Origin of the sequence: Pseudomonas sp. V98_8, from assembly GCF_029967975.1 — a bacterium.
GTDB classification, from domain to species: Bacteria; Pseudomonadota; Gammaproteobacteria; order Pseudomonadales; family Pseudomonadaceae; genus Aquipseudomonas; species Aquipseudomonas umsongensis.
On record NZ_JASCAE010000039.1, the window covers coordinates 55110 to 67465 of the forward strand.

The following is a 12356-nucleotide window of genomic DNA, read 5'->3' on the forward strand; positions in this document are numbered from 1 at the left end:
CATTCCCAAGCGGAGCGTGGGAAACGATCGACACAGAAGCACGCCGGTCATTCACCGCCTGAATATCAGCCCACCCCTAAACCCCAGCTACTCTTGTGCCCAGCTCCCACATCCATAAGAGGCTGCGCACATGGGTCTTTCCTCCTTCAAGATCGCTCACAAACTGATCACCGGCGCAGAGGCCATCGAGCAACTGTCTGCCGAACTGGCACGCCTGGACATCGACCATCCGCTGATCGTCACCGACGCCGCGCTGGTCAAGTCTGGCACGGTAGAGCTGGCGCTGGCGCAGTTGGGTGGTCGCACCTTCGAAATCTTCGACCGCGTGCTGCCGGATCCGGAAATCGCCATCGTCGAAGACTGCATGCGGGTCTACCGCGACGGCGGGCATGACGGGCTGATCGGCCTGGGCGGGGGGAGCGCCATCGACATCGCCAAGAGCGTGGCGGCCTACGCCGGTTACCACGGTGCCCTTGAAGATTTGTTCGGGGTTGACCAGGTACCACGCAAAGGCCCGCCACTGATCGCCATCCCCACCACCGCCGGCACCGGCTCGGAAGTCACCAACGTGGCGATCCTTTCCGATAAGGTCGCGCAATTGAAGAAAGGCATCGTCAGCGATTACTTGTTGCCGGACGTGGCATTGATAAGCCCGCAGATGACGCTGACTTGTCCGCGCGGGGTCACGGCGGCCAGCGGCGTCGATGCGCTGGTGCATGCCATCGAATCCTATCTGTCGGTCAATGCCTCGCCGATTACCGACGCCTTGGCCATTGGCGCCATCAAACTGATAGCCAAGGCGTTGCCCAAGGCCTACGCCAACCCGTCCAACCTGCAGGCCCGTGAAGACATGGCCACCGCCAGCCTGATGGCGGGCATGGCATTCGGCAATGCCGGGGTGGGTGCGGTGCATGCGCTGGCGTATCCCTTGGGTGGGCGCTTCAACATCGCCCATGGCGTGAGCAACGCCTTGCTGCTGCCCCATGTCATGACCTGGAACAAGATGGCCTGCATTGAACGCATGCAGGATATCGCCGAAGCCATGGGCGTGAGGACGGCTCATCTGAGCGCCAATGAAGCGGCCGACAAGGCCGTGGAGGCCATGGCTGCGCTGTGCACGGCGGTGGAAATCCCCCAAGGCCTGCGTAGTGTCGGGGTTCCCGAGGATGCGATTGCGGCGATGGCCGTGGAGGCAGCGGGGATCGAGCGCCTGATGCGCAACAATCCGCGCCGGTTGAGTGCTGTCGATATCGAGAAAATCTACCGGGCGGCCTACTGATCATCGCGCTTTCGGTGCGCGGGCCAAAGCATGAGGTATACAATGCGCGCCATCGTGATTCTGCTCAGAAAAGGTGCGTCATGCAGCCCTTCGTAATTGCTCCGTCAATTCTTTCCGCCGACTTCGCCCGCCTGGGCGAAGAAGTGGACAACGTCCTGGCCGCCGGCGCCGACTTCGTGCATTTCGATGTCATGGACAACCACTACGTGCCGAACCTGACCATCGGCCCGATGGTCTGCTCGGCGCTGCGCAAGTACGGCGTGACCGCGCCGATCGACGCGCACCTGATGGTCAGCCCGGTGGACCGCATTGTCGGTGACTTCATCGAAGCCGGCGCGACCTACATCACCTTCCACCCGGAGGCTACCCAGCACATCGACCGCTCCCTGCAACTGATCCGTGAAGGTGGTTGCAAGTCGGGCCTGGTGTTCAACCCGGCAACGCCGCTGGACGTGCTCAAGTACGTGATGGACAAGGTCGACATGATCCTGCTGATGAGCGTCAACCCGGGCTTCGGCGGGCAAAAGTTCATCCCTGGCACCCTCGACAAGCTGCGTGAGGCGCGGGCTTTGATCGACGCGTCGGGTCGTGACATTCGCCTGGAAATCGACGGTGGCGTCAACGTGAACAACATTCGTGAAATCGCTGCGGCGGGTGCTGACACCTTCGTTGCCGGTTCGGCGATCTTCAATGCACCGAACTACCAGGAAGTGATTGAAAAAATGCGTTCCGAACTGGCGCTGGCCCGCCCATGAGTGGCTTTGAGCAGCTGTTTCCCGGAACCCTGCCACGACTGGTGATGTTCGACCTGGATGGCACCTTGGTCGACTCGGTCCCGGACCTGGCGGTGGCGGTGGACAAAATGCTGCTCAAGCTCGGTCGCGCTCCGGCAGGTATCGAAGCGGTGCGTGAATGGGTCGGTAATGGCGCGCCCGTGCTGGTGCGCCGCGCCCTGGCCGGCGGTATCGACCACTCGAAGGTCGATGACGCCGAGGCCGACAGCGCGCTGGAGATTTTCATGCAGGCCTATGCCGATAGCCATGGGTTGACCGTGGTCTACCCCGGTGTGCGCGATACCCTTAAATGGCTGCAAAAGCAGGGCGTCGAGATGGCGCTGATTACCAACAAGCCGGAGCGCTTCGTCGCGCCGCTGCTGGACCAGATGAAAATCGGCCGATATTTCAAGTGGATCATTGGCGGCGACACCCTGCCACAGAAAAAACCCGACCCGGCTGCGCTGTTTTTCGTAATGAAGATGGCCAATATCCCGGCCTCGCAATCCTTGTTTGTCGGCGACTCGCGCAGTGATGTGCAGGCGGCGAAAGCGGCGGGGGTCAAGTGCGTGGCCCTGAGCTACGGCTACAACCACGGGCGTCCGATTGCCGAAGAGTCACCGGCGTTGGTGATCGACGACCTGCGCAAGCTAATTCGCGGTTGCCTGGACCCGGCCGCTGAGATAACGTTGGCCGACGCTGTCCAACCCCCTTCTGGAAACGCCATCGTGGTGGTCACTCGCAAACTCTGGATGAAAGTCATCAAGGCCCTGGCCCGCTGGCGTTGGCGCGCCTGACTGATCCTGGCCGGTTGTCCGGCGCGTTTGCATACCTGACTGTTTGACCCTCAAGCCACGAGGCACCTCATGATCCGCGAAGAATTCCTGCGTTTGGCCGCTGCCGGCTATAACCGCATCCCGCTTGCTTGCGAAACCCTGGCCGACTTCGACACGCCGCTATCGATCTACCTGAAACTGGCCGACGAGCCCAACTCCTATTTGCTGGAGTCCGTACAAGGTGGCGAGAAGTGGGGCCGATACTCGATCATCGGCCTGCCGTGCCGCACTGTGCTGCGGGTGCACGACCATCACGTCAGCGTGACCATCGACGGTGTCGAGACTGAAAGCCACGATGTAGAAGACCCACTGGCCTTCGTCGAAACCTTCAAGGCCCGTTACAACGTGCCGACGATTGCCGGTCTGCCGCGCTTCAACGGCGGCCTGGTGGGCTACTTCGGTTATGACTGCGTACGTTATGTGGAAAAGCGTCTGGGCAAATGCCCGAACCCGGACCCGTTGGGCGTGCCGGACATTCTGCTGATGGTGTCCGACGCGGTGGTGGTGTTCGATAACCTCGCCGGCAAGATGCATGCAATCGTCCTGGCCGATCCGGCCCAGGAAGACGCTTTCGAGCAAGGCCGCACGCGCCTGGAAGAGTTGCTGGAAAAACTCCGCCAGCCAATTACCCCGCGCCGTGGCCTGGACTTCAGCAAGCAGCAATCCGCCGATCCGGTGTTCCGTTCCAGTTTCACCCAGAACGATTACGAAAAAGCCGTCGACACCATCAAGGAATACATCCTGGCCGGTGACTGCATGCAGGTCGTGCCGTCCCAGCGCATGTCGATCGACTTCAAGGCAGCGCCCATCGATCTGTACCGAGCGCTGCGCTGCTTCAACCCGACGCCTTACATGTACTTCTTCAACTTCGGCGACTTCCACGTCGTCGGCAGTTCGCCAGAAGTGCTGGTGCGGGTCGAAGACAATCTGATCACCGTGCGCCCGATCGCCGGCACCCGTCCACGCGGAGCCAACGAAGAGGCCGATGTGGCGCTGGAAAAAGACTTGCTCTCGGACGACAAGGAAATTGCTGAGCACCTGATGCTGATCGACCTCGGTCGTAACGACACGGGTCGCGTATCGGAAATTGGTTCGGTGAAACTCACCGAGAAAATGGTCATCGAGCGTTACTCCAACGTGATGCACATCGTGTCCAACGTCACCGGCCAATTGAAGGCCGGACTGACGGCGATGGATGCACTGCGGGCGATTCTGCCGGCGGGCACCTTGTCTGGCGCACCGAAGATCCGTGCGATGGAAATCATCGATGAACTGGAACCGGTCAAGCGCGGTGTCTACGGCGGCGCCGTCGGCTACTTCGCCTGGAACGGCAACATGGACACCGCCATTGCGATCCGTACGGCGGTGATCAAGAATGGCGAGCTGCATGTGCAGGCCGGTGGCGGCATCGTCGCCGACTCGGTGCCGGCGCTGGAATGGGAAGAAACCCTGAACAAACGCCGCGCGATGTTCCGTGCAGTGGCCCTGGCGGAACAAACCCCGGACGCCTGAGTTCGCCACTAACAATGTGGGAGCGAGCCTGCTCGCGAAGGGGCTGGCACACCAACCTTGGTTTAGCCTGATCCACCGCTATCGCGAGCAGGCTCGCTCCCACAATGGCTTCACCAGCATAAAAAAACGCGGCGCCCGTAAAGGCGCCGCGTTTTTTATGCTGGCTGTTTGCTTGATCAGAAGTCCAGCGCAACCCCAACGGAAATCCCTTGCTGGGTAAAGTCATCATCCTTGCGCAACGTATACCCACCACGCAGCGCAAGATCGGCCGTCAGCTTGTGGCTGACGCCCAGGCTCACGCGGTTCAAGTGGCTCTGCGGTGTATAGCCAGCGAGCGTGAAGTCGAGTGACGGCAAGCTATTGAGGGCGATGTTCACCTTCTGTACGTCATCTTCATACTCACGCTCGTAGGCATATTCGCCAAACACCTGGGTCTGCGAGGTGATCTGATACTTACCCTGAAGCCCGGCGCCGAGACGTTTCGAATCGCGTTTCTGATCATCAAAGGTCAGCGCCGTGGAGCGACTGGTATTTTCCGAATAACCGTCGACTTCCACTTTGGCGTAATCGGCGCTGATGAACGGCGACAGGTGCCACTCACTGCCCGGCTGCGCTATGTCATAGCCCAGGCGTGTGCTGAAGGCCCAGAGATAGCCATCGGTGTCGCCTTTCTCCGCACCCTCACCCGCGCCTAGATCGAATTTGCGTTTGAGATTGTCGTAATCCAGCTTGCCGCCGGTCAATGCGGCATCGGCCCACCATCGGTTCTGCTGGAACTGCGCGAATGCCGTGGCCAGGTAGCTGTTGAGCTTGTAGTCAGAATCGTTGTTGCCTGCCTCCAGGTTCTGACGATAGAAGCCTGCCGCCGCACCTACTCGCCAGGCTTCATTGAGGCGATAGCTGCCGCCAATGTTCAAGCTGTAGCCGTTGCCATCGGCATCGGTGCCGCTGCTTTGATGGTCCACATCGAGATGCTGGCCACCCCCGGCCACAATGGCCCGCCATTGGCCGACCGCCTGCCAGCTTTCCCAGTCGGATTGCCATTGGCTGCGCAGTTCATCCTGATGCGCGCGTAGCGTGGCGTGGGCCATTTCCGGCAGCAGCGTCAGTTCCCAAGGTGCAGCGAGTAAGGAATAGGCGTAGTCGGACACCAGCTTTTGCCCGGCTTCGGTCGGATGAACCCCGTCGTTATAAACCAGCTTGCTGGGGTCGGGGGTGGCGCTGTTGATGCCAAAGGCAGCGTTTTCGCTGCAGCCGTCGCCGCTGAAGCAAGTCGCGGTCAGGTTCTGCCCGGTGGCAAAACCGAATCGCGCGGGATCGGCGAAGGTTTCCTGCAGCAACAGTGGAATGTTCAGCGGGATGATTTCGGCATCGATGCCCGCCAGTCGAGTGACCAGTTGCCGGTTGAAGGCCGCGCTCAGTTGCGAGGTCGGTCCCTGAAGCGGGGTGCCATTGATGGCAGGGGTCAAGCCCAGGTCAGGCAACAGCCAGACCATGATGTAGCGGGCGCCGGCTGTTTGCAGAACCTGAACGCTGTTGGCCAGGCGGTCTGCCGCGGCATTCGCCTGGGCGCCACTTTGCACGCGGCCCTGGAGAAAGTCGTTACCGCCGCCGGAAAGGTAATACAGCGCGTTCGGATCGGCGCGCAAGTTGTTGGTCGGCAAATAACCCGCTCGTGCACGTTCGCCGGTGGCGGATAACGTAGTGATTGAATCGAGGATCTGGTCGGTGCGGTAGCCGCCGACGGCCCAGTTGTTACCGTCTGGCAGGCCCTGGGCGGCGCGTGCGGCTGAAGTCGAAGCGGCAGTCTGGTCCGCTGAGAAACCAAGCCTGCCCCCGAGCAACTGGGTTGAGTTGGCGGAATAGACTTCACCACTGCCGTCCTGATAAGTCGGCCCGGTCCGGTTGGTGAAGCGCAGAGTCGAGCCGGGAGGGCCCCCCGCGTCGGTAAACTGCCCCGCATCGTTGAGGCTGTCACCGAAGACGATGAAATTGGAGTAAGGATTGGGCGCCGCAATTGCCTGAGCGCAAGCCAAGGCGAGCAAGCAACCGGCAAGCGGTGCAAACAGCGTCTGTCTGATCATGAGCAAGTCCGTTTGTTTCTTGTTTTAGTGGAGTAAACGACAGTGCCAAAAAACTATAGAGCCTCATGCCATTCGGCGCGAACTTGCCGAATGTTTCACTTGCTTCGATCGCCCCATATTGCACGCTCTGCCCAGCTAAGTTACTGTGCCAAGACGTATAAATGAGACCTTCCCCGTGTTGATCGTCAGCAAACTCCTGGATCAAGTCATCAAGGCACACGCCCGCTGGCGTTGGCGCGCCTGAATCCTTCTGCCGGCCCGGCCGGATCTTTACCGCTTTGCCTTCTTTACCCGTCAGACACACCGCTTTGCTGCGCGATTCCAGCGTCCGCCAAAGTGCAGGACGCTGCGGGTAAATCATTCGAAGGCTGAATCAAGTCAGTGAATTCAAGAGGTTCTTAACGCCATGTTGCTGATGATCGATAACTACGACTCTTTTACCTACAACGTTGTGCAATACCTTGGTGAGCTGGGCTCCCAGGTCAAAGTCGTGCGCAACGACGAACTCACCGTCGCCGAAATCGAAGCCCTCAATCCTGAGCGCATCGTCGTCTCTCCCGGCCCTTGCACTCCGACCGAAGCGGGCGTCTCGATAGATGTCATCAAGCATTTCGCCGGCAAACTGCCGATCCTCGGCGTCTGCCTGGGCCATCAGTCCATCGGCCAGGCCTTTGGTGGCGATGTGGTTCGCGCGCGCCAGGTCATGCACGGCAAGACCAGCCCGGTGTTCCATGAAGACAAAGGTGTGTTCGAAGGCCTGAACATGCCGCTGACGGTCACCCGCTATCATTCATTGATCGTCAAGCGCGAAACCCTGCCAGATTGCCTCGAGCTGACCGCCTGGACCCAATTGGAAGACGGCTCGGTCGACGAGATCATGGGCCTGCGCCACAAGACCCTGAACATTGAAGGCGTGCAGTTCCACCCTGAGTCGATTCTTACCGAACAGGGACACGAGTTGTTCGCCAACTTCCTCAAACAAACCGGCGGCACGCGCTAAGGACCTTTCATGAACATCAAGACAGCCCTGGGCCGTATCGTCGAACAGCTCGACCTCAGCACCGATGAAATGCGCGACGTGATGCGCGAAATCATGACCGGCCAATGCACGGACGCGCAGATCGGCGCGTTCATGATGGCCATGCGCATGAAGAGCGAAAGCATCGACGAAATCGTCGGCGCGGTGTCGGTCATGCGTGAACTGGCAGACACGGTCGAACTCAAGACCCTCGACGGCGTGGTCGACGTGGTCGGTACTGGCGGTGACGGTGCCAACATCTTCAACGTGTCGACTGCGTCATCCTTTGTGGTCGCGGCGGCCGGTTGCACGGTGGCCAAGCACGGCAACCGCGCGGTCTCGGGTAAAAGCGGCAGTGCCGATTTGCTGGAGGCAGCCGGTATCTACCTGAACCTGACCCCGGTCCAGGTGGCGCGCTGCATCGATAACGTCGGCATCGGCTTCATGTTTGCCCAGACTCATCACAGTGCCATGAAATATGCCGCCGGCCCGCGCAAGGAGCTCGGCTTGCGTACGCTGTTCAACATGCTTGGCCCGCTTACGAATCCGGCCGGTGTGAAACATCAGGTAGTGGGTGTATTCACCCAGGCGTTGTGTCGACCGCTTGCTGAAGTGTTGCAGCGTTTGGGCAGTAAGCATGTGCTGGTGGTGCATTCGAAGGATGGTCTGGATGAATTCAGCCTGGCAGCACCGACCTATGTTGCGGAGCTGAAAAACGACCAGATCACCGAATATTGGGTCGAACCGGAAGACCTGGGCATGAAAAGCCAGAGCCTGCATGGCCTGGCGGTGGAAAGCCCGGCGGCGTCCCTGGAGCTGATCCGCGATGCCTTGGGCAAGCGCAAGACCGAAAACGGCCAGAAAGCTGCCGAGATGATCATGCTCAATGCCGGTGCCGCGCTGTATGCGGCTGACCATGCCAGCAGTCTGAAAGAAGGCGTTGCCCTGGCGCACGATGCGCTGCACACCGGCCTCGCTCGGGAAAAACTCGAGGAACTGGGTGCGTTTACGGCGGTATTCAAAGTGGAGAATGAGGGATGAGTGTACCGACGGTTCTGGAAAACATTCTGGCGCGCAAGGTAGAGGAAGTAGCCGAGCGCAGCGCTCGTGTCAGCCTCGCCGAGCTGGAAAGTCTGGCCAAGGCGGCCGATGCACCCCGTGGTTTTGCCAAGGCTTTGCTGGCTCAGGCCAAGCTGAAAGAGCCGGCAGTCATTGCTGAAATCAAGAAGGCTTCCCCGAGCAAAGGCGTGATCCGCGAGAACTTTGTTCCTGCCGATATTGCCAAGAGCTACGAGAGGGGCGGAGCGACCTGCCTTTCCGTGCTGACCGACATCGATTATTTCCAGGGTGCCGATGCGTATCTGCAGCAGGCTCGTGCCGCGTGCAACCTGCCGGTGATCCGCAAGGACTTCATGATCGATCCTTACCAGATCGTCGAAGCCCGTGCCCTTGGCGCGGACTGCGTGCTGTTGATCGTCTCCGCGCTGGACGACGTGAAAATGGCCGAGCTGGCGGCCGTGGCCAAAAGCGTCAACCTTGATGTGCTGGTGGAAGTCCACGATAGCGATGAGTTGGAGCGGGCCTTGAAAACCCTCGACACGCCGCTGGTCGGCATCAACAACCGCAACCTGCACACATTCGAGGTTAGCCTGGAAACCACCCTCGACCTGTTGCCGCGTATCCCGCGAGATCGTCTGGTGGTCACTGAAAGCGGCATCCTCAATCGCGCCGATGTCGAGTTGATGGAAATCAGCGATGTCTACGCGTTCCTGGTTGGCGAGGCGTTCATGCGTGCCGAAAATCCGGGCACTGAATTGCAGCGACTGTTCTTCCCTGAGCGCGGTATTCCCGTCAGCGGTTCGACCCTCGACTGAAAAGCATCGCGAGCAAGCTTGCTCCTACAGGGTTTGAGGGTAACCACAATCAACTGTGGGAGCGAGCCTGCTCGCGATAGCGGCATAAGAAACACCACAGACTTTTTGTCTTACGGAGTACCTTGTGACCTCACCTGTTTCTCTGACCATCGAAGGCGGCCTTCAGGCCGAGCAGGATCTGCTGGCCTCGGTCTGTGATGGCGACGCGGAATTTGGCCTGCTGTTCTGGCAGCCCAGCGACCAGGCATTGGTAATGCCGCGCCGCTTGAATCGTTTGCCAGGTTTCGAACACGCCTGCGAAGTCTCCGCCGCTGCCGGCTGGCCGGTGCTGTTGCGCGATACCGGTGGTGAACCCGTTCCGCAATCAGCGACAACCCTCAACATTGCCCTGGTTTACGCGCCACCGCGTAGCGAAGGGGATCTAAACCGTATCGAGTCCGGCTACCGGCGTCTATGTGACCCGATCTGCCAGTTGCTGGATGAGTTGGGGGGCACTTCGTCCCTGGGTGAAATCGACGGAGCCTTCTGTGATGGCCGCTTCAACGTCAATCTGGATGGGCGCAAGATGGTGGGTACTGCCCAGCGCTGGCGCCAGAGCCAAGGTGGTCAGCGTCCGGTAGGGCTGGTTCATGGTGCGATGTTGCTGGATAACGAGCGCGAATCGATGGTCGCGGCGGTCAATCGCTTTAATGAGGCCTGCGGTCTGGAGCAACGGGTGCGCGCTGAAAGCCACATCGCCTTGCATGAGAAGTTCACCGCGCCGGATGCGCTGGAACGTCTTGATGATCTCTACCGTCGAATGCTTGCGCACATGTTCAACGGCTAGATTTACGAGCTCAACGCGTACCGAAGACCACCATGGTCTTGCCTTTGACATCCACCAGGTTGCGCTCTTCCAGATCCTTGAGCACACGTCCGACCATCTCCCGGGAGCAGCCAACGATCCGTCCGATTTCCTGACGGGTCACCTTGATCTGCATGCCATCGGGATGGGTCATGGCATCTGGCTGCTTGCACAGTTCAAGCAGGCAGCGGGCGACACGACCGGTGACGTCGAAAAACGCCAGGTCACCGACCTTACGGGTGGTGTTGCGCAGGCGTTGTGCGATCTGTCCGCTTAGTACGTAAAGAATGTCCGGATCCTGCTGCGACAATTCGCGGAATTTCGCGTAGCTGATTTCCGCTACTTCGCATTCGGCCTTGGCCCGCACCCAGGCACTGCGTTCCTGTTCATGCCCGGCCTGCTCAAACAGCCCCAACTCACCGAAAAAATCCCCGGCGTTCAGGTAGGCGATGATCATTTCCCGACCGTCGTCGTCTTCGATCAGGATGGTGACCGAACCCTTGATGATGAAGAACAGCGTCTCCGAGCGGTCACCGGCGCAAATGATGTTGCTCTTGGCCTGATAGCGACGGCGTTGGCAATGCATCAACAGCTTGTCGAGGTTTTTCATCTTGAGGGTGGGGGCAATAGCAACCATGGTTGTATCCCGAAAAGACTGCACGGTGTGTTGGGTTTTTTATGAATTGCGGACATTGCGGCTCAGCCGGCCGAGCGCCAGCGAATTGGCGCCAGCTTACCAGACACTTCTTGCGATATTCGAGATTTTACCTACAGCGCTGATGGTTATGTCCTAGGACGCCAATCACTGTCAACCAAGGGGCCTGTGCTAAGCTGGCGACCCTTTTTTAGACAGTGGAGTCTTGGCGATGAAGGCACGCATCCAATGGGCTGGCGAAGCCATGTTCCTCGGCGAATCCGGCAGCGGTCATGTCGTGGTCATGGACGGTCCGCCCGATGCCGGCGGCCGTAACCTGGGTGTCCGGCCGATGGAAATGCTCCTGCTGGGTGTCGGCGGTTGCAGCAATTTCGATGTGGTCAGCATCCTCAAGAAGTCCCGTCAGGCGGTCGAGAGCTGCGAGGCGTTCCTTGAAGCCGAGCGTGCGACTGAAGATCCGAAGGTTTTCACCAAGATCCACATGCATTTTGTGGTCAAGGGGCGTGGCCTGAAGGAAGCGCAGGTCAAGCGCGCTATCGAACTGTCCGCTGAAAAGTATTGCTCGGCTTCGATCATGCTCGGTGCGGCAGGTGTAGAAATCACCCACGACTACGAGATCATCGAGCTGGGTTGAATCGAGATCAAAAAAAGGCGACTGCCTCAGGGCCGTCGCCTTTTTTGTTTCCGGTGCAGCCGGTCAGATCCGATAAGTACTCTTGGTCATGACCTTGGCCATCAAGCTCATCCCGAACTTTACCGGTGCCGGAAAGCGAAAGCCGCCAGCCTCCAGTGCGCTTTCGGCATGTTGTTCTTCATCGATGCGCATCTGCTCGAGAATCGCCCGGGATTTTTCATCCTCGGCCGGCAGTTGCTCCAGGTGTTCATTCAAGTGCTTGCACACCTGATCTTCTGTCGCTGCGACAAAACCCAGGCTGACTTTGTCGCTGATCAGGCCTGCAACAGCGCCTATTCCGAACGACATGCCATAAAACAGCGGATTGAGAATGCTGGTGTGGCTTCCCAATTGATGGATGCGTTGCTCACACCATGCCAAATGGTCGACTTCTTCTTCGGCGGCATGCTCCATCGCGATGCGTACTTGCGGCAGCTTGGCAGTCAGGGCCTGCCCCTGGTACAGCGCCTGGGCACAGACTTCACCGGTATGGTTGATGCGCATCAGCCCGGCAACATGGCGAGTGTCTTCATCGCTCAATTTCGCATCGGGCTGCACAATGGCCGGCGACGGACGGTAGGGCTGGCCGCTGAAGGGCAGCAGGGTCCGCATCGCGGCATCGGCTTGCAGCAGAAAGCGATCAATTGGCGAGTAGTGACGTTGGGTAGTCATGCTGACCTCCGGAGGAATCTCGGCGGCCAGTTTAACCCAATCGGCCGGGGAAGGTTTGCGTTGGGTCATTACGACGCAGGCTCGCCCTTGTAGGAGCCAGGTTTGCCGGCGATGGCGATCTCAATGACGCCATCGC

General features: G+C 59.5%; 12 protein-coding genes. 9 read left to right on the forward strand and 3 right to left on the reverse strand.

What is annotated here, in order from left to right; translation table 11 throughout:
* Window positions 1-130 precede the first annotated feature (130 nt).
* The 4 genes from QLG10_RS11390 (at window position 131) to trpE (ending at window position 4400) form a co-directional block, all read left to right on the forward strand.
* Window positions 131-1279: an iron-containing alcohol dehydrogenase gene (locus QLG10_RS11390; RefSeq protein ID WP_188265126.1), complete on the forward strand. Its 1149-nt coding sequence runs from the start codon at window positions 131-133 to the stop codon at window positions 1277-1279.
* 80 nt (window positions 1280-1359) lie between these two features.
* Window positions 1360-2034 (forward strand): ribulose-phosphate 3-epimerase, encoded by a 675-nt coding sequence (gene rpe, locus QLG10_RS11395; RefSeq protein WP_033044299.1) that lies wholly within the window; start codon window positions 1360-1362, stop codon window positions 2032-2034.
* On the forward strand, window positions 2031-2849 hold the full coding sequence (locus QLG10_RS11400) for a phosphoglycolate phosphatase (RefSeq protein WP_033044298.1): 819 nt from the start codon (window positions 2031-2033) through the stop codon (window positions 2847-2849). Before rpe ends, QLG10_RS11400 begins: the two co-directional genes overlap by 4 nt.
* A 69-nt stretch (window positions 2850-2918) precedes the next feature.
* Window positions 2919-4400, forward strand: coding sequence for an anthranilate synthase component I (gene trpE, locus QLG10_RS11405; RefSeq protein ID WP_020798795.1), 1482 nt, complete (start codon window positions 2919-2921; stop codon window positions 4398-4400).
* 176 nt (window positions 4401-4576) lie between these two features.
* Here trpE and estP read toward each other — a convergent pair whose 3' ends face one another.
* Window positions 4577-6484 carry an esterase EstP gene (gene estP, locus QLG10_RS11410; protein WP_282487349.1) on the reverse strand — a complete coding sequence of 636 codons (1908 nt, stop codon included), beginning with the start codon at window positions 6482-6484 and terminating at the stop codon, window positions 4577-4579.
* Window positions 6485-6890: 406 nt separating this feature from the next.
* Here estP and QLG10_RS11415 point away from each other — a divergent pair, with 406 nt between their 5' ends.
* The 4 genes from QLG10_RS11415 to QLG10_RS11430 all read left to right on the forward strand — a co-directional run bounded on the left by QLG10_RS11415 (window position 6891) and on the right by QLG10_RS11430 (window position 10202).
* Window positions 6891-7484, forward strand: coding sequence for an aminodeoxychorismate/anthranilate synthase component II (locus tag QLG10_RS11415; protein WP_020798793.1), 594 nt, complete (start codon window positions 6891-6893; stop codon window positions 7482-7484).
* 9 nt (window positions 7485-7493) lie between these two features.
* Entirely contained in the window at window positions 7494-8543 is a 1050-nt protein-coding gene (gene trpD / locus QLG10_RS11420; protein WP_110754848.1) for an anthranilate phosphoribosyltransferase, read from the forward strand.
* The gene (gene trpC / locus QLG10_RS11425) at window positions 8540-9376 is read left to right on the forward strand and encodes an indole-3-glycerol phosphate synthase TrpC (protein ID WP_110754849.1); all 837 of its coding nucleotides are present in this window, start codon (window positions 8540-8542) and stop codon (window positions 9374-9376) included. Before trpD ends, trpC begins: the two co-directional genes overlap by 4 nt.
* A 124-nt stretch (window positions 9377-9500) precedes the next feature.
* The gene (locus tag QLG10_RS11430; RefSeq protein ID WP_282487350.1) at window positions 9501-10202 is read left to right on the forward strand and encodes a lipoate--protein ligase family protein; all 702 of its coding nucleotides are present in this window, start codon (window positions 9501-9503) and stop codon (window positions 10200-10202) included.
* Between the two features lie 10 nt (window positions 10203-10212).
* Here the strand turns inward: QLG10_RS11430 and crp are convergent, their stop codons facing one another.
* A complete protein-coding gene (gene crp / locus QLG10_RS11435) occupies window positions 10213-10857 on the reverse strand; it encodes a cAMP-activated global transcriptional regulator CRP (protein ID WP_110754851.1) in 645 nt (214 codons plus the stop codon).
* A 229-nt stretch (window positions 10858-11086) separates the two neighbouring features.
* On the opposite strand from crp, the gene QLG10_RS11440 reads away from it, so the two are divergent.
* The gene (locus QLG10_RS11440; protein ID WP_008061600.1) at window positions 11087-11509 is read left to right on the forward strand and encodes an OsmC family protein; all 423 of its coding nucleotides are present in this window, start codon (window positions 11087-11089) and stop codon (window positions 11507-11509) included.
* A gap of 63 nt (window positions 11510-11572) precedes the next feature.
* On the opposite strand, the gene coq7 is transcribed toward QLG10_RS11440, so the two are convergent.
* Window positions 11573-12220, reverse strand: a complete 648-nt coding sequence (gene coq7 / locus QLG10_RS11445) for a 2-polyprenyl-3-methyl-6-methoxy-1,4-benzoquinone monooxygenase (protein ID WP_110754859.1) — start codon at window positions 12218-12220, stop codon at window positions 11573-11575.
* Between the last annotated feature and the right edge of the window lie 136 nt (window positions 12221-12356).

Coding starts and splice junctions, on each gene's coding strand:
- QLG10_RS11390 (WP_188265126.1), top strand. CDS start 131: ATGGGTCTTTCCTCCTTCAAGATCGCTCACAAACTGATCACCGGCGCA.
- estP (WP_282487349.1), bottom strand. CDS start 6,484: ATGATCAGACAGACGCTGTTTGCACCGCTTGCCGGTTGCTTGCTCGCC.
- QLG10_RS11415 (WP_020798793.1), top strand. CDS start 6,891: ATGTTGCTGATGATCGATAACTACGACTCTTTTACCTACAACGTTGTG.
- QLG10_RS11400 (WP_033044298.1), top strand. CDS start 2,031: ATGAGTGGCTTTGAGCAGCTGTTTCCCGGAACCCTGCCACGACTGGTG.
- coq7 (WP_110754859.1), bottom strand. CDS start 12,220: ATGACTACCCAACGTCACTACTCGCCAATTGATCGCTTTCTGCTGCAA.
- QLG10_RS11440 (WP_008061600.1), top strand. CDS start 11,087: ATGAAGGCACGCATCCAATGGGCTGGCGAAGCCATGTTCCTCGGCGAA.
- trpC (WP_110754849.1), top strand. CDS start 8,540: ATGAGTGTACCGACGGTTCTGGAAAACATTCTGGCGCGCAAGGTAGAG.
- crp (WP_110754851.1), bottom strand. CDS start 10,857: ATGGTTGCTATTGCCCCCACCCTCAAGATGAAAAACCTCGACAAGCTG.
- trpE (WP_020798795.1), top strand. CDS start 2,919: ATGATCCGCGAAGAATTCCTGCGTTTGGCCGCTGCCGGCTATAACCGC.
- trpD (WP_110754848.1), top strand. CDS start 7,494: ATGAACATCAAGACAGCCCTGGGCCGTATCGTCGAACAGCTCGACCTC.
- rpe (WP_033044299.1), top strand. CDS start 1,360: ATGCAGCCCTTCGTAATTGCTCCGTCAATTCTTTCCGCCGACTTCGCC.